Annotated in this window: 15 protein-coding genes and 1 pseudogene; 4 read left to right on the top strand and 12 right to left on the bottom strand. The window is 47.6% G+C overall.

Annotation, left to right across the window (positions count from 1 at the left end):
• Positions 1–70: 70 nt before the first annotated feature.
• A complete protein-coding gene (locus NC997_RS16220; RefSeq protein WP_190526354.1) occupies positions 71–1,678 on the bottom strand; it encodes a peptide ligase PGM1-related protein in 1,608 nt (535 codons plus the stop codon).
• 234 nt (positions 1,679–1,912) lie between these two features.
• Positions 1,913–3,202, bottom strand: a complete 1,290-nt coding sequence (locus NC997_RS16215; protein ID WP_190526196.1) for an aminopeptidase P N-terminal domain-containing protein — start codon at positions 3,200–3,202, stop codon at positions 1,913–1,915.
• Between the two features lie 317 nt (positions 3,203–3,519).
• Between NC997_RS16215 and NC997_RS16210 the strand changes: the two genes are divergently transcribed.
• Positions 3,520–4,062: a carboxymuconolactone decarboxylase family protein gene (locus NC997_RS16210; RefSeq protein ID WP_190526194.1), complete on the top strand. Its 543-nt coding sequence runs from the start codon at positions 3,520–3,522 to the stop codon at positions 4,060–4,062.
• An 80-nt stretch (positions 4,063–4,142) separates the two neighbouring features.
• Positions 4,143–5,480: an adenylate/guanylate cyclase domain-containing protein gene (locus tag NC997_RS16205; RefSeq protein ID WP_190414468.1), complete on the top strand. Its 1,338-nt coding sequence runs from the start codon at positions 4,143–4,145 to the stop codon at positions 5,478–5,480.
• 50 nt (positions 5,481–5,530) lie between these two features.
• Here NC997_RS16205 and NC997_RS16200 read toward each other — a convergent pair whose 3' ends face one another.
• The 7 genes from NC997_RS16200 to NC997_RS16170 form a co-directional block, all read right to left on the bottom strand.
• Positions 5,531–6,310 (bottom strand): MBL fold metallo-hydrolase, encoded by a 780-nt coding sequence (locus NC997_RS16200; protein ID WP_190414469.1) that lies wholly within the window; start codon positions 6,308–6,310, stop codon positions 5,531–5,533.
• Between the two features lie 91 nt (positions 6,311–6,401).
• Complete coding sequence (locus tag NC997_RS16195) at positions 6,402–6,989, bottom strand: aminodeoxychorismate/anthranilate synthase component II (RefSeq protein ID WP_190526191.1); 588 nt, start codon at positions 6,987–6,989, stop codon at positions 6,402–6,404.
• A gap of 50 nt (positions 6,990–7,039) precedes the next feature.
• Positions 7,040–7,492 carry a diacylglycerol kinase family protein gene (locus NC997_RS16190; protein ID WP_190414492.1) on the bottom strand — a complete coding sequence of 151 codons (453 nt, stop codon included), beginning with the start codon at positions 7,490–7,492 and terminating at the stop codon, positions 7,040–7,042.
• A gap of 116 nt (positions 7,493–7,608) precedes the next feature.
• Entirely contained in the window at positions 7,609–8,115 is a 507-nt protein-coding gene (ybeY, locus tag NC997_RS16185; RefSeq protein ID WP_190414493.1) for an rRNA maturation RNase YbeY, read from the bottom strand.
• Between the two features lie 22 nt (positions 8,116–8,137).
• On the bottom strand, positions 8,138–8,299 hold the full coding sequence (locus tag NC997_RS16180; protein ID WP_347275892.1) for a DUF3285 domain-containing protein: 162 nt from the start codon (positions 8,297–8,299) through the stop codon (positions 8,138–8,140).
• Between the two features lie 289 nt (positions 8,300–8,588).
• A protein-coding gene (prfB, locus tag NC997_RS16175) for a peptide chain release factor 2 (RefSeq protein ID WP_190414494.1) occupies positions 8,589–9,696 on the bottom strand; the annotation gives its coding sequence in 2 pieces (ribosomal slippage) (positions 8,589–9,623 and positions 9,625–9,696; 1,107 coding nt in all).
• A 408-nt stretch (positions 9,697–10,104) separates the two neighbouring features.
• A complete protein-coding gene (locus NC997_RS16170; RefSeq protein ID WP_190414472.1) occupies positions 10,105–10,833 on the bottom strand; it encodes a Bax inhibitor-1 family protein in 729 nt (242 codons plus the stop codon).
• A 328-nt stretch (positions 10,834–11,161) separates the two neighbouring features.
• Here NC997_RS16170 and NC997_RS16165 point away from each other — a divergent pair, with 328 nt between their 5' ends.
• Positions 11,162–11,947 carry an RNA polymerase sigma factor SigF gene (locus tag NC997_RS16165; protein ID WP_190414495.1) on the top strand — a complete coding sequence of 262 codons (786 nt, stop codon included), beginning with the start codon at positions 11,162–11,164 and terminating at the stop codon, positions 11,945–11,947.
• Between the two features lie 134 nt (positions 11,948–12,081).
• Here NC997_RS16165 and NC997_RS16160 read toward each other — a convergent pair whose 3' ends face one another.
• The 3 genes from NC997_RS16160 to NC997_RS16150 form a co-directional block, all read right to left on the bottom strand.
• Positions 12,082–13,242, bottom strand: coding sequence for a beta-ketoacyl-ACP synthase (locus tag NC997_RS16160; RefSeq protein WP_190526188.1), 1,161 nt, complete (start codon positions 13,240–13,242; stop codon positions 12,082–12,084).
• Between the two features lie 25 nt (positions 13,243–13,267).
• On the bottom strand, positions 13,268–14,020 hold the full coding sequence (locus NC997_RS16155) for a peptidylprolyl isomerase (protein WP_190414474.1): 753 nt from the start codon (positions 14,018–14,020) through the stop codon (positions 13,268–13,270).
• Between the two features lie 75 nt (positions 14,021–14,095).
• Complete coding sequence (locus NC997_RS16150; protein ID WP_190414475.1) at positions 14,096–14,662, bottom strand: photosystem I assembly protein Ycf4; 567 nt, start codon at positions 14,660–14,662, stop codon at positions 14,096–14,098.
• Between the two features lie 436 nt (positions 14,663–15,098).
• On the opposite strand from NC997_RS16150, the pseudogene NC997_RS16145 reads away from it, so the two are divergent.
• Positions 15,099–15,338 (top strand): annotated as a pseudogene (locus NC997_RS16145) (photosystem II D2 protein (photosystem q(a) protein)); the annotation flags it as partial.

Genomic DNA, 15,338 nt, shown 5'->3' with positions numbered 1-15,338 from the left:
TGCTTTGCACTGCAACGCTTAACATCACTTTTATCTGAGTCAGTCAAGCGTTGCGCTAGCTCCACACTCTTTAACTCTTTCCACTCCAAGCAATCGGAGGACTGGGATAGGATGCCGAGTAAGAAGCACTAGGGCGAGTTTTCGTTTCTTCGTCTAGGACTTTCACAACTTTGTTGTAAATTTCTTCTGCCTGTTGCAGAGAATCACCAATACTGGTTAATCCCAGCTTGCCGAACTCGGAAAGACAACCCATGAGATGGAATACAGTTCCGGTTTCTGTACTGGTATCAAAGTGCAGCCGTTGGTGGGCAATAATATCCATCAAATCATTCGGCAACAGCCCTACATAACGTTCTTTTTGGAGGTTGTCGGTAGCAACATAGTATTTTGGGCGACCTTGTTGGCTGTAGAACAAACCCGTGGAACTGTCATAGCGACCGTTAGTTAAAAACTTGAGGGTCATAAACGGGTGGGTCGTCCCGCCCTTCCGCAAATTGATTTCAATCGCTTGGATGTCCCACTGCTCGCCAGATTTTTCGGGGTGATGACAGGCGATAAAGTCCACCCCAAAGCGTTCTAAAGCTCCTTTTTTTGCCAAATTTCGCCCCACACGCAATCCTAAGTCCTGCAAGCGCAGGCGGTAAGCTTCATCTGCTGGAAAGTTACAACCGAGATAAATCTGACCATCCGGGCCACCGAGAATTTGGTCGTGAGTGGAGAGAATTTCGACTTCTCCATTGGGGTCAATGCGACCTTGAACGCTGGGCGATCGCTTATGCTCTCCTTCAATAAAAGCTTCTACAATTGCCCCTAACTCTGGGATACGGCTGGAAAAATTTTCCCAAGTTTCTGCTTTGGCTTGAAAGCTCAAGGAAGAAAAGCGATCGCTGATCGCGGCAACCCTTTCGGCATGGGAGGCTTCTCCGGGTGCTACATTTTTGATCGGTCTGAGATCCAGTAGCGCATTTCCCTCGCCGGAAAATCCTTCATTGAGTTTGACAACCATCCGCTTTAACTGCGGTTGGCGTTCCCATAATTCGGCTGCTGCTACACCCAAGTCTTCTGCATTCCAGACACTGTCGCTGCCATCGGGATGAGGAACCCCACACTCGGCAAAGATTTTCCGGCTGCCGCTTTTGGTGCCCCAGGTGAGTAAATCGGGATCGAGCGCCAGAAGGGGAATGCCCATCTGTACTGCCAAGTCTCGCTCTAGCATGGTCGAGTTATAGCAGATCATGTAAGATTTTTCGGGGCGCAAGGCTTGCCGCATCCGCTCCATCAAGCGAGGGCGCTCTAAAATCTTTTGAGTCAGAGGTTTGGCTGAGGAATCGTAGGTGGAAAATAGTAACAAGCGATCGCGTGCATGAGAAAACGGAATTCCCGGCAACAGTTGCAAGTAGTAATCAATCACAATCGGCGGTAACGGCTGTGAAGTTACATAAATCAGCCGCGTGCGCGGGTGTCGCAGGCGAATTAAAGAAAAGAGCAGCCGCTCTTCATAATTGAGAAAGCCCTGAATTTTGAGCAGTTCCCGCTGATCGAGGCTGACCGAAGGAATCACTAAAATATCGTAGTCATCGCTGTCGAACAAATCGACTCCCTGCCAGCGATCGCGCAGTTGGGCTTGAAGCAGTTGAAACTGCTCCGCCTGCTTAGAGGAATTCTCTACACCTTGCATTACCATAGACCTCCGCCTTGCTCCCAACGCTGCCCCTATCAGCGATTTTACCCAGATAAGGGGGAAAATATGGGCTTTGCGACACAAAACTGTAATTCTGCTTGACTGATGGCGCGAGTTGGAAACGAACAAACCAATTCCGCCTCGGCTGTTTCCGAAAAAAAGATACCCTCACTAAACCCGTGGATTTGCGGATAATCAGGGATTTTGATGAAGTTTAAGATTTAATCCAATCTACTTGGGAACCCCCGCCGTCAGTACCTCATGCCCTGACTCAGTCACTAACACATCATCCTCAATGCGGATGCCAATGCCACGCCACCTGTCATCAATTGCAGGTTGTCCCTCGGCTGGTTCTACATCCAGTCCAATATATAGACCTGGTTCCACTGTTAGCACATGACCGGGTTGCAAACTCTGCCAAACTTCTTCCCCGTGCTTATAAACACCGGCATCGTGGACATCTAAACCCAGCCAATGTCCGGTGCGGTGCATATAAAAGGGTTTATATTTCTCCTCTTTGATAATTTCTTCAATATCACCCGCGAGGAGTCCTACATCGATTAAACCTTCGACCAAAACGCGCACTGCCGTGTCGTGACCTAAGTTGTAGGGATTTCCGGGTTGAACTTGCGCGATCGCCTGTAACTGCGCTTCTAATACAATGTCATAAAGCGTCTTCTGTTCTGGCGTAAACTTGCCCCCGACCGGAAATGTGCGCGTGATATCACCGTTGTAGTAGTCGTAGCAACAACCCGCATCAATCAGCAGTAACTCGTTATCCTGCATCTGCCGATTATTCTCAATGTAGTGCAGCACGCAGGCATTCGCGCCAGAGGCAACAATTGAGGGATAAGCTGGCCCCATTCCACCCCGTTTTCGGAAGATGTGTTCTATCTCCGCCTGCACTTCGTACTCGTAACGCCCCGGTTGCGCGAATTCTCTCGCCCAGTTGTGAGCTTCTGCTGAGATGTCAGCTGCACGACGCATGAGTTCTATCTCAGATGGACTCTTCACCAGTCGCATCGCATGAAGCAGCGGATTAGTATCTTCAATGGCAATTGGCCCTGTCCCCCGCTTGGGATAACCCGCCATCAACCGCTGCCAGTGGGTGAGAATCGTTTCATTGAAATCGCGATCGCGTCCCAAATGATAATAAATCCGGTCGGCTTTTTCTAAATACTGAGGTAGTTTCTCATTTAGTTCTGCAATCGGGTAAGCTTCATCCGCCCCATAGAATTCTTTTGCCTTTTCCACCCCGACCCGATATCCTGTCCAAACTTCCTTATCTCGTTCCTTTGGCTGGACAAACAATACAAATCGGTGTTCTGGATGGTGGGGCGCTAAAACTGCCACCGCCTCTGGTTCATTAAATCCAGTTAAGTAATAAAAATCACTATCCTGCCGAAAAGTGTACTCAACATCGTTGTGCATGACAGCCACTGGGGCACTCCGAAAGATGGCAGTGCCGTTGCCAATTTTCGCCATCAACTGCTCGCGACGCGCTGCGTATTCTGCTTGCATAATCTCAACTACGTATCTTTGTTTTTCTAGGTGGTCGAGTCAATCAAATTGACCAATATATTTTCAAGGTTATACTATGAGAGATTTGGTAACAAATCTTTATAGGGTGTACTCGAATACAACTCAAATTAAAATTTTCTGAATCGTTAGCGATTTTTTCAGGGGATTGGCTGCGCGATCGCTAATGACTGGATTCGACGGAACGATACTCCCGATCGACTCTTGCATCTATTAAATGAGAACAAAAATATTTCAAATAACAAAAAAACCGCTTCCATCTCGCTTAGCAATTTTACAAACGAATGATAGAGGCAACTATGACTCGCTTCCCCCTTCAAGAACAAGATGAAGTCACAGATTTAAAGGTCAAAACAGTATATAACGAAATTTTGTCTGAATTAGGGTTTGGGATCATTCCCAACATTTTCAAATCAATGGCGATAAATCCCGGTGTGCTGGAAGCGAATTGGAAAAAATTCCGCGCTACCATCCTGCAAGGAGATGTGCCCCGCACCCTGAAGGAAATGGTGGGAGTTGCCATCTCTCAGGCTCACAACAGTCCCTATGCCCTCAACGTTCACTTGCATGGATTATCAGCGCTAGGAATGAGTGAAGAAGTTCTCCGGACACTGGTTTCAGACTTTGCTGCCTGTCCGCTTCCCAAGCGCGAAAAAGCGGTCATTCGTTTTGGCTTACTTGCCGGGACTAAACCCCACGAACTGACCGCAAAAGATTACCAAAATCTACGAGAGTTGGGGCTAGATGACTCAGAAATCTTCGAGATTATTTCCACTGCTGACTTATTTACCAGCATAAATCGATACACAGATGCGATCGCTCTCGAAATTGACCAATTGTAAATTGCCAGTTTTCTCGTGAGTCCGTATTTTCTTGAGAATGTCGTTCGTTAAATTTCAGGAAAAACAGAATCATCCCAATAATGGGCAATACCCATGACTCTTTCCCTCCGTTTGATAGTAGCAATGAGCTAGAAAAACAAGCTCGCGAACCACTACTGCTGATAGCCCGCCGTCTGCTTGCGGAAGCCCAAGCTCTTTCCAGCCGCATCGCCGCTGTCAATGAAATTGCGACAGCGATTAACCGTACCCTGGATATAGACGAGATTTTGCGGGTTGTTGGTAAACAAGCTAAATGGCTCTTGGATTTCGAGCATTGTAGTGTCTATATCTGCACCGATACCAGTTCTTGCCGCCTCGTAACCCTATTTGGCGATCCTGTAGAGTTGACTGCCACGATTGTCGCAGAGGACAGCCCTTTAGGTCGTGCAATGAAAACAGGTCAATCGCAACTGATTCGAGAAGGCTCTCCATCTGTTTTTCTGCACTCTTATGCTTCCCAAATATTCGTCCCCCTACAGAGCGATCGCCAAGTCATTGGTACTATCAACTTTGCGACTACCCAAGCCCACGCTTACACACTGGAAGATTTACGCATTAGTTATTTACTAGCCTTGCAAGTATCGGCAGCAATTCGTAACGCCAGTGGCTTCGCCCAATTAAATCAGCTATATGCCCAACTAGAGGCAGAAAAACGCAAATCTGAGCAACTGTTACTGAACGTACTTCCTGTACGTGTAGCCGATGAATTAAAACGCACTGGCAGAGTTAAACCCGTGCATTATGACTCTGCCTCAGTATTGTTTACCGACTTTAAAGATTTCACTCAATTAGCCGAACAACTTACTCCCGAAGATTTAGTCAATGAATTAGATTATTGCTTTTCTTGCTTCGATATGCTCATTGAAACCCACAAGTTAGAGAAATTAAAAACAATTGGTGACAGTTATATGTGTGTTGGAGGAATTCCCACTCCTAACCGCACTCATGCAATTGATGCTGTACTAGCCGCCTTACAAATTCAAGCCTTTATGCAATGGCGGCGGCTCGAAAAAATCAAAAATAATCATCCCTATTGGGAAGTCCGCATCGGCATCCACTCAGGACCCTTGCTAGCGGGTGCGATTGGTCATAATAAATTTTCTTATGATGTTTGGGGCGATACGGTTAATACTGCCTCCAGAATGGAATCCTGTGGAGTTTGTGGCAACATTAATATTTCAAAAGCCACGTTTGAGTTAGTGAAAAATTTTTTTGATTGTGAATATCGGGGAAAAGTCAATGCAAAAAATAAGGGTGACATTGATATGTATCTTGTCACCCGCCTCAAAAAATGCTTTTCCCTAGATCCCACCGGATTGTTACCCAATGAGGATTTTAATCAACTTTATGCGGCAATCCAATCGGGGCATCCTGATTAGTCATTAGCCATTCACTAAATAATAACTAGGGACTCATCACGCATGATTGTTTAAAACTTATAACTCATCACTGCGATCGCAGTGCCATTTTCTGGCAAATCCGTTGATTTAACCGTCAAAGTATCACTATTGACCCGACGCACCGGCATTCCATCCATCAATGCCAAAAATTCATCCACAGAGACAATATCGCAACTCGCAGCATCGGCGGCTTGGGTACGGTAATGCGTGGGAATCACCAATTTGGGATTGAGGACTTGTACTGCCTGCATGGCTTCCTGAGGCGTGTAGGCTTTGTCACTTCCGCCTACAGGTACTAACAATACATCGGGACGTCCCATCAGGATTTTTTGCTCAATATCAATCGGTGCTGCTGCACCGCCTAAATGCAGAATATTGATTCCTCCTTGCGTCCAACGCCAAGCCACGTTCGTGCCAAACCGGCGTCCACCGTTGCGATCGTGGTTAATGCTCATTCCTTGAATTTTTAGGTTGTCAACTTGGTAAACTCCCGGTTTATATAAAAACTGGGGATTCCCTGGCAACCCTTCCACCGCCCCTTCATCAAGTAATAGGCTGCTGACTAACACTAAATCCGCTGGCACCTTCGATGAACGATACCCAGCCGTACAGCCCAGCTTCTGAAAGGGATTCGCCAAGACTCGTTTACCACTTCCAGTAAACAAAAAGCTGGTATGCCCCAGCCATTTAACAGACACAGATCCACCAGGTGTTGCCGCCTGATAAGTCTGAAATCCAGAAGCCAAGCCTGTTCCTAATGCTGTAAGCAAACCCGCCCCAGCATAGCGCATCAACTGTCGCCGTTTCATCAGAATTTAGTCCTCAGTCATTAGTCATTAGTCCTTTGCTAATCGCTAATGCTTAATTGACCAATGAACAATTAGCCATTAGCCATTAGCACTAAAGCGATTCCAGGAAGTTTCGCAGCAATTGCTTTCCTGAAGCCGTCAGAATACTCTCCGGATGAAATTGGACGCCCTCAATATGCGGATAGTTCCGATGCCGGACGCCCATGATGGTTCCGTCGTCTACCCAAGCCGTAATTTCCAGGACATCTGGGCAGCTGTGTCGGTCAATCACCAAACTATGATACCGGGTAGCGGTAAAGGGATTATCTAATCCTCGAAATACGCCTACACCTGTGTGATGAATTGGAGAAGTTTTGCCATGCATCAACATGGGTGCAGAAACAATTTCACCGCCGAATACTTGACCAATGCCTTGATGTCCCAGGCAAACGCCCAAAATGGGTACCCCGGAAGCCATCTTTTGAATTAACTCCAGGGAAATTCCCGCATCTTCTGGACGCCCTGGTCCCGGCGAAATCACAATTCCATCGGGTTTAAGCTTTTCGATTTGCTCAAGGGAGATTTGGTCATTGCGATACACCTGAATTTCAGATGCTACGGGCAGTTCAGCGCCAAGTTCTCCCAGATACTGCACCAAGTTATAGGTAAAACTGTCGTAATTATCAATAACCAGAATCAAATGTAAACTCCTTGTGAGTCAGAAGCCTTCAACTCAAAACTCAAAACTACTTAGCGCAGCATCGACTGAATCCGAATTACAAGGGGTGGCAAAAGCAGCGAACCAGCTACCAATACCGACACGAGTGCCGAAACCAGAACGGCACCAGCAGCACAGTCTTTAGCAATTTTGGCAAGCTCATGGTAAGCCTGCTTAACCGTTAAGTCAACAACTGACTCAATTGCCGTATTCAATAACTCCAGCGCCAACACTAGCCCAATTGTTATTCCAATCACCGCCATTTCGACTGCCTTCAACTGCAAAAAGACACCCAAACCAATGGCTAGGGTGCCTATAACTACATGGATGCGAAAGTTGCGTTGGGTAATAAAGGCATATCGAAGTCCGGCCCAAGCATATTTAAAACTAATTATTAAGTTCGGCGCAATTCGCCAAGCTAAATCCCGGTTTGGTTTCACTACATCTGAGTGGTTCAAAGAAGGTGTGGAAATTTCTTGAGACATGGCAAGGGTTTTACGGGGCTGAAGGGCATGAACCATCGCTCCGGCTGGCGCGTGGGCGAAACTTGAATCTAAGTCTTGAATCTAAGTACAGATGAAGGCTATTGGGTATAGCTAGGCTAGATAGTAAGACCAATAACCTGGAGTAAAGTTTCCTGCTGGTTCAACATTTTAGTCAGGCTATCTTCATCGGGATGATCCCAGCCGAGTAGATGAAGCAAACCGTGAGCCGCTAACCAGGCTAGCTCTGTTTTTAAGGGATGTTCCTGTTGTTGAGCCTGCCGAGTCGCAGTCTCAACGGAGATGGCGATATCACCAAGATACAGAGGTGTATCCTCTAAAAAATCCATCGGCTGAGGACAGTCTACCTCTAAGGATGCAAAAGCTAATACATCTGTCGGTTTATTTTGATGACGATACTGGGCGTTGAGGGTCTGTATTTCTTTATCGTCCGTGAGGCGCAAACTCAGTTCATAGGCATCCGCTTGAGGAAGATCTAGATGCAGCGTTTCCATCCAACGATGGAACCAAGTTTCCCAAGTTTCAGGTGAAATTTCTTCTTGGGCACTGGCATCTGCTGGATTGGACGAGAAGAAATAGTCTTGGATGCTAACTTCTATGTTTATGCCCATACAACCGTGTTCCGGATTAACGAGTCAGGTAAGAAAGACCGATCAGCAGCGCCACAAGACCAATGGTTGACAGGGCAAAATGTTTTAACGAAGTGCCTCCTTTTCGTACCATGTTTCGCATTGCCAGCTTCACGTAGCTGGGTTGAGGCTCTGTCGAGGCGGGTGTCGATTCAGAAATGGGTTCTGGAGTTTGTGATGCCGCTTGTGGCGTTGAAGAGGAGTTGCTCATAAGGATAATTACTGAAGACTCAAAAGTGGTTTTTCCAGCTGATGATAAGCCAGGGATAAACTTTTCTTCCAACAATGTAACAGTTTGTTTCGCAATTGATGGCAAATCACCGAATCAGCAAGTAAAGGACAAAGGAGCGATCGCTCCTTTGTCCACCCGATGTTACTAATTTCTTGGTGTCTTGGTAGCTAAGTAACACTCTCACTGAGGCTATCCTAAAGACCCAACGGCGCAGCTTTTAGGTAAGCTGATTTTCTTGGCGCAGATAGGCTTCAATGAACGAATCGAGGTCGCCATTCATCACATCGTTAATGGCAGTCGTTTCCACACCTGTCCGCAGATCCTTGACCATCTGGTACGGGTGGAAAACGTAGTTACGAATTTGGTTGCCCCAAGCTGCCTCTACCATATCCCCTCGAATGTCCGCAATTTCCTTGGCGCGTTGCTCTTGGGCGACAATCAGCAACTTAGCTTTGAGGATGGCAAGACCTTTTTCTTTGTTTTGCAGCTGACTTCGCTCTTCAGTACAGCGCACGGCAAGCCCGGTGGGAATATGAACAATCCGCACCGCTGTTTCCACTTTGTTGACATTTTGTCCACCTTTACCACCAGCCCTAGAGGTGGTGATTTCTAAATCCTTATCTGGAATGTCCAGAGTCACGGATCTATCCAGAGTTGGCATTACTTCCACTCCAGCAAAGCTTGTTTGGCGCTTGTCGTTGGCGTTGAAAGGCGATATCCGCACCAGCCGGTGGGTTCCTTTTTCTGCCTTCAGGTAGCCATAAGCATAACGCCCTTCAATCTCTAAGGTGGCTGACTTAAGCCCCGCTTCTTCTCCTTTGGAGATTTCCGCTAAGGTAACTTTGTAACCGTGGTTTTCTGCCCAGCGAGTGTACATCCGCAACAACATTTCCGCCCAGTCTTGGGCGTCTGTGCCACCCGCTCCGGCATTAATGGTTAAAACGGCTCCGCTTTGGTCATAAGTACCGGAAAGCATCTGTTGCAATTCCCATCGCTCAAGTTCCTGATTGAGCTTGGTAATGTTGCTTTCAGCTTCCAAAAGCAGTGACTCGTCAGCTTCTAATTCCAGCAGTTCCACAACCGCCCTAGCGTCTTCCAGGCTGTTTTTCCACTGGTGAAATTGTTCCAGGTGGGATTTGAGGTCATTGAGTTCTTGGAGGGTTTGTTGGGCACTCGTTTGGTCGTCCCAAAAATCCGGTTGCGCCGCGACTTGCTCCAAGTCTTGAATTTTGGCAGTTAGAGCAGGAACGTCAAAGATAGTCCTGGGTTTTACCCAGGCGATCGCACAACGTTTCGACTTCGCGTTTAATGTCTAGGAGTTCAATCATTGTTTTGAGCTTTTTCCGATGAGCGCTTGGTAGTAAAGTTGCACTCTTTTCGATCTTAGCTGGAGTCTCTCTCCCAATCACTAAGACCTGAACAAAGAAAGCGAAGGAGAGGAACAGGGGAAGTTACCAATTATCCCTTACCCATTACCCCATTAAGATTGAATTTGTGGAGTAACTGCTGAAAGTTAAAGATAGTCTTGATCTTGATCCAGATGCTAAGACAACGTTTCTACTTCACGTTGGATGTCTATGATTTCCAGCATTGCTTTAGCGCTTTTTCTTGAGCGCTGCTCATATTGCACTGCAATCAAATTTATCTAAGTTTGTTGGTAAATGTCCAGTTCCAAAAAAAGCCGTGGGAAACCACGGCTTCAAAATGTGTGCGCTTAATGAAACTTTTGCCTTTTAGTCGCGGCTATTGAGCGCGTTCAGCAACCGCAGAATGAAAATGAACAAATTGATGTAAGTCAGATACATCGACAAAGCAGCAGGCAGATATTGGTCATCGCGGTAAGCACGGGGCAGGATATAGAAATCCACCACAGCAGCACCGGCAAACAAAAACACGCCAATTCCAGAAATGGCAATTTCTAGCCAGGTGGGTGTATAGACACCAAACAAAGACAACAGCAGCTGACCCACTAGCACAACAACTAAGGCAATAATGCCTAGCTGTACTGTTTTCGTTAGAGCCATACCGTCTTGATCCGACAGATTGGAGCCAATCTGTCTTGCAGCAATAAAGGTAACGCCACAGCCGAGGGCGGCAAAACCAATTCCTGCCACACCGACCCCTGGTGTCCTCAGAGCCACGAATATCAATCCGCTCAGGGTATAGCCCGACAACAGACTGTAGGTAGCCAGAAGGGGCAGAGCAACGCTTTTCTTGCCATTAATGGCAACGTTTTGGGCAACGAAGAAAAGGGCAAATTCTGCAATCAGGGCAACCCAGAAGGTTGGCATGAATAGCCCTGGGTTGGAACGGAGAACGCCAAGACCCCCGTAGGTGCCAAGTGCAGTTAAGACAAGGCCACCGCCGACGTAGGGGAGGGCGTTGGCAATAACGTTGGGGCCAACGAGTGCGTGATTTTTAGCCTCACGCATCGCTTGACGGAAGTTACTGGTGTTACTCATGAAGCTTCCTCAGAAATATTACGAGTCATTTACATTTATGCGATCGCCAGTCTAATTCAATTGTGACGTAGAGCCGGAGTCCTTAGAAGGGTGGGTTTCACGAAGCAAACGCTTACGGTTTGTTTTTGAAGTAAGGATTAGTTTTTGGCTACATCAAACTGCAACTTACGTATATATGCTGACATTCCTGGAGAGGCTCTCTGTGAGTTCCGTATTCCAACGATGGTTGTTGAAAGCGCCTATACAGAAAATGAATTCAGTTAGACGAAATGAAGAGATAGCGATTTCCCAATCTCCCAAACGGGGTGGTTTTACAGAGGCTTTGACAATGGCGACTCAATCTTCTTGCAGCTCCGATTCGATGGAACTTTTGATTGCTTACTATAAAAATCCATCAGTTGAAGTTCGCAATCAACTGGTGCAGTTGAATGCTGGACTGGTTCGGAAGATGGCTCATCGAGTCAGCTATCAGTGTGCGGAACCTTATGAAGATTTGGAACAACTCGGCTATCTCGGTTTGATTCGGGCGATTGAGCGATTCAATCCCCATCAAGGTTATGCTTTTAGTTCCTTTGCGGTTCCTTACATTCGCGGCGAGATGCTGCATTATTTACGCGACAGAAGCGGCGTAATGAAAATGCCTCGTCGGTGGCAGGAAATCCAGCAGGAAGGACAAAAGGCGCGAAAAGAGTTGGCACAAACTTTAGGGCGATCGCCAAAAGAAGCTGAAATTGCCCAAGCAATTAAAGTATCTCTAGAAGAGTGGAGTGAAAGCAAGGTTGCGGCTCAAAACTGCCGACCATTAAGTTTAGATAGTGTCGTTTTTGAGCAGTCTGACTTTCAGGTGACGTTGGCGGAAACACTCCCTGACCCTCGCTATCAATCCTGGCAAAGTCAAGAAGAAGAACGGCAAGAGCTGGAAGGGGCAATGAGTTATTTGGACAACAAAACTCAAGCAGCAATTGAGTTGGTGTTGGTACGAGATCTTCCTCGGAAAGAAGCGGCTAAGCGAATTGGTGTCAGCCCGATGACGGTGACACGGCATCTTCAAAGAGGAGTTGAGCAGTTGGTATCGCTGTTGCAACCTCAATCAACCGAGCGTTTGGCTAGTTAAAGGCTTCCTGGAAAGAATTACAAGCAAGACAGCTTGTTTGGGAAGTAGTCGCCAGTTAAAAATTAGTAGAGAGTTTGTAGAGTGGTATATACCACTCTATTTTTTTAGGTGGCATAACGCCTGAAGGCGTTCGGCTACTTTTTCCCCAAAGCTACCACTGCATTCTGCCCTCCGAAACCAAAGCTGAAACAAAGCACCTGTTTAATTTCACCTTGACGCGGGACTTTAACTAAATCTAAATCAAATTCTGGTTCCTTTAACCCCACACACGGTGGCAAGATTTGATGCTTCAATGCCATTAGGGAGAAAGCGACACCTAAGGCTCCAGATGCTCCCAATGTATGACCTGTGGCTCCCTTAGTAGAACTGACTGGCACTGTTTGAGGAAAGAGATACTGAATTAAGTGCGCCTCATTTTGGTCGTTGAGCTGGGTAGCGGTACCGTGAGCGTGGATGTAATGGATGTCTGCAGGGAAAAGGTTGCTGCGATCGCAACATTGCTTGACCGCCGCGATCGCACTCCGACTTCCTGGCTCAGGGGTATTCGTATGATAAGCGTCCGATGTCAAGCCAAATCCCAGCACTTGACCATAAATCCGTGCTGAGCGACGCTTTGCCAATTCTGCGGATTCCAGTACCAAGACGGCTCCCCCCTCTCCCAAGGCTAAGCCTTCCCGCCGCCGATCAAAAGGATAAGCGCCCGTTTGAGCTAAAGCGCCCATCTGCTGAAACCCTGCCAGGGTCAGCGGTGTAATCGATGATTCCACGGCTCCAGCAATGACTTGCTGACAGTGCCCAGTTTCCAAGAGCGACGCTGCTTGTGCGATCGCCCAAATTCCAGTTGCACAAGCCGCCATTGGTGCCAAGACTGACCCAGTTGCCCCGATTTGACGAGCGGCTGCGATCGCATTCATGTGGGGCAGCGTCTCCAAAAAAGCCTGGGTTGGCAGGTGTTTGTATAGCGGCGATTTTACTGGTTCGGCATCCCGATAGAACTCCCGCGCCAATTTCTCCCAAGATGCCTGATAAGAGCGACTCGAACCAATGACGACTCCACAATCGGGCAAAGGCGAAACCAAACCAGCATCTTCCTGCGCCATAGCGACAACCCGCTGAGTCAGGGTTGCTAACTCAGCGGGTTGTTTCCCTATCAATCCTAAGGGTCGGGGGGCAAGTTCTGGAAAGGGTTGATGCAACTGAATGCCAGATTGACCGGCGATTAAACGTTGCCAGCTCGTCTGCAAGCTGTTACCCAAAGCCGAGACTAAACCAATCCCAGTAACGACAATCTCCACCGATTACCCAGCGAATCGCCAATTGCTATTTCTTGAGATTTTCCGCACCTTTGGTCACCTTAGCCGATTCAATGCGATCGCCCTGCTGAATCTTGTCAACGACCTCCATCCCTTTGGTTACATAGCCAAAAACAGCATAGTCACCATCCAAGAACGGCAAATCGGCTAAAGCAATGTAAAACTGCGACGAAGCCGAGTCGGGTAAAGATGAGCGAGCCATTGCGACAGCGCCACGAGTATGTCGCAACTGCGGGGGTTGAGAAACACCCGCACTTTTGAGCGTTTCGCTGAGAACGGGTTTTTCCGCCCCTTTGGGCTTAATTTCGAGGGGAATATAACGCGCTTGACCCGTCGCTGGATCGATAAAACCGCCCATCCCCAGACGTTCTGTGGGCACATTCGGGTCTTTACTTTGCGGATCGCCACCCTGAGCAACAAAGGGTTGCGGTTGCCGCACTACGCGGTGAAACACCAGTCCGTTATAGACACCTCTTTGAACTAAATCGACGAAATTCCCAGATGTAATCGGGGCATTAGTGCCATCGACTTCAATCGTAATTAGCGAGCCTTTAACCGTCATGTCTACGGTGGCTTTACCTTCTAGGCGAGGCAAACTGCTTGTTTTGGGACTACTCGCTGGAGTGGCAGATGCTGAGGTTGTTTCAGTTGCTGAGGGGCTGGTATCCGAGGAAGTAGCCTGCTCGGTGGTACATCCCCCCAACATCAGTCCTGCGATCGCAAAAAGTAATATAAACCAGTGCCGGATTTGTATCTGCATTTTCATTTCACCTAATTGGTAGCCAGAGCTACTGAATCATCTTATGCAGATATTGGGAGGCTCAACCAAGAATTGTTAGAGACCTTCAATGGGCACTTCCAAGAAGCGAGCCAGTTGGGCACCCTGATTTTCCAGCTCTGACAAGGGTAGAGGTTCCCCAACTCGCGTCAGGGGAATATCGCGGCGTCCTTTGACGCGCAGATAAATCGACCGGCGTGGGTTGAGACCTTCTTTAATTTCCACCCGAATCGCTTGGACATCTTGTATGCGACAGCCGACTTCAATTTGGCGGTTTTTGCCGAGAAAGCCCCATCTAAAGATCCGAATATATCCGGTTTCTTGATTAAACTCGTTGTAACCGCCCCCTACGTCTAAAAGAATCATCATCCATAGATAGAGCGCTACGAGTAACCCGGCTAACCCGTAAAGTCCCATGACTATCCCTTGAGGGATAAAAAGTAACTTGGTGGGGTCAGCAAAAGGGAGAAGATTAACTTTTAGGTAACTTGAAATTCCGGCCAATAAAAAGCCTGTAGCTCCCAAGGAGACTACGGTTGCCCACCAATAGTTACTCAAACGACGAGAGCCTAAAACCTCTTGACGGAGAACGCGGTTACTTGTGGATGTTGTCGGTGCAGCCATGAAAGAAAACTCTGTGTTCGCCAAAGTTGTTAAGGAAAATTTTTAAGATCGGACTGATTCAGATTATCTAGCTTCCCAGGGATTTATGCTATTGATTTAGCAATCTAACTGAGCTAGAGATTAATGAGAAGTACGTGTCAGATTGTAAAAATTCTGATATTTTCTTATCATAGAGGACACGTGCTAGAACCCTAGGGTTTTACTTTGGGGACAAAAAGCGCCCCATTCCCAAATAACAGTAGCCTGAAACCCGGTATCAGGGCGACAGGTTAGTGGAAATTGACACGCAGGGGAATCAAGCGAGTGTGTCTATTGAAGACAGAACCCGGCAAACTTCTCCAAAATATCCCACTACTGTCTGACGTGGGTCGTGTCAAATAAATAATGTTAATTGCTCAAGTTCAGACGATTTGACGCAATAGTAAGAGGATTTGAAATGACCATTGCAGTCGGACGCGCGCCAAGTTCAAGAGGGTGGTTTGACGCCATTGACGACTGGCTCAAGCGCGATCGCTTCGTATTTGTCGGCTGGTCCGGCCTACTGCTATTCCCCTGCGCCTATTTAGCGCTAGGCGGCTGGCTCACCGGCACCACCTTCGTCACCTCCTGGTACACCCACGGACTCGCCTCCTCGTACCTCGAAGGCTGCAACTTCCTCACCGTCGCCGTCTCAACT

Origin of the sequence: Trichocoleus sp. DQ-A2 (assembly GCF_039961915.1) — a bacterium.
In the GTDB taxonomy this organism is placed as follows: Bacteria; Cyanobacteriota; Cyanobacteriia; order Cyanobacteriales; family FACHB-T130; genus FACHB-T130.
This window is presented reverse-complemented; position numbering and strand designations above follow the sequence as displayed.

Bases quoted from the DNA above. Each gene is read 5' to 3' on its own strand.
- NC997_RS16220 (WP_190526354.1), bottom strand. From the start codon at position 1,678: ATGCAAGGTGTAGAGAATTCCTCTAAGCAGGCGGAGCAGTTTCAACTG.
- NC997_RS16215 (WP_190526196.1), bottom strand. From the start codon at position 3,202: ATGCAAGCAGAATACGCAGCGCGTCGCGAGCAGTTGATGGCGAAAATT.
- NC997_RS16210 (WP_190526194.1), top strand. From the start codon at position 3,520: ATGACTCGCTTCCCCCTTCAAGAACAAGATGAAGTCACAGATTTAAAG.
- NC997_RS16205 (WP_190414468.1), top strand. From the start codon at position 4,143: ATGGGCAATACCCATGACTCTTTCCCTCCGTTTGATAGTAGCAATGAG.
- NC997_RS16200 (WP_190414469.1), bottom strand. From the start codon at position 6,310: ATGAAACGGCGACAGTTGATGCGCTATGCTGGGGCGGGTTTGCTTACA.
- NC997_RS16190 (WP_190414492.1), bottom strand. From the start codon at position 7,492: ATGTCTCAAGAAATTTCCACACCTTCTTTGAACCACTCAGATGTAGTG.
- NC997_RS16170 (WP_190414472.1), bottom strand. From the start codon at position 10,833: ATGAGTAACACCAGTAACTTCCGTCAAGCGATGCGTGAGGCTAAAAAT.
- NC997_RS16165 (WP_190414495.1), top strand. From the start codon at position 11,162: ATGGCGACTCAATCTTCTTGCAGCTCCGATTCGATGGAACTTTTGATT.
- NC997_RS16155 (WP_190414474.1), bottom strand. From the start codon at position 14,020: ATGCAGATACAAATCCGGCACTGGTTTATATTACTTTTTGCGATCGCA.
- NC997_RS16150 (WP_190414475.1), bottom strand. From the start codon at position 14,662: ATGGCTGCACCGACAACATCCACAAGTAACCGCGTTCTCCGTCAAGAG.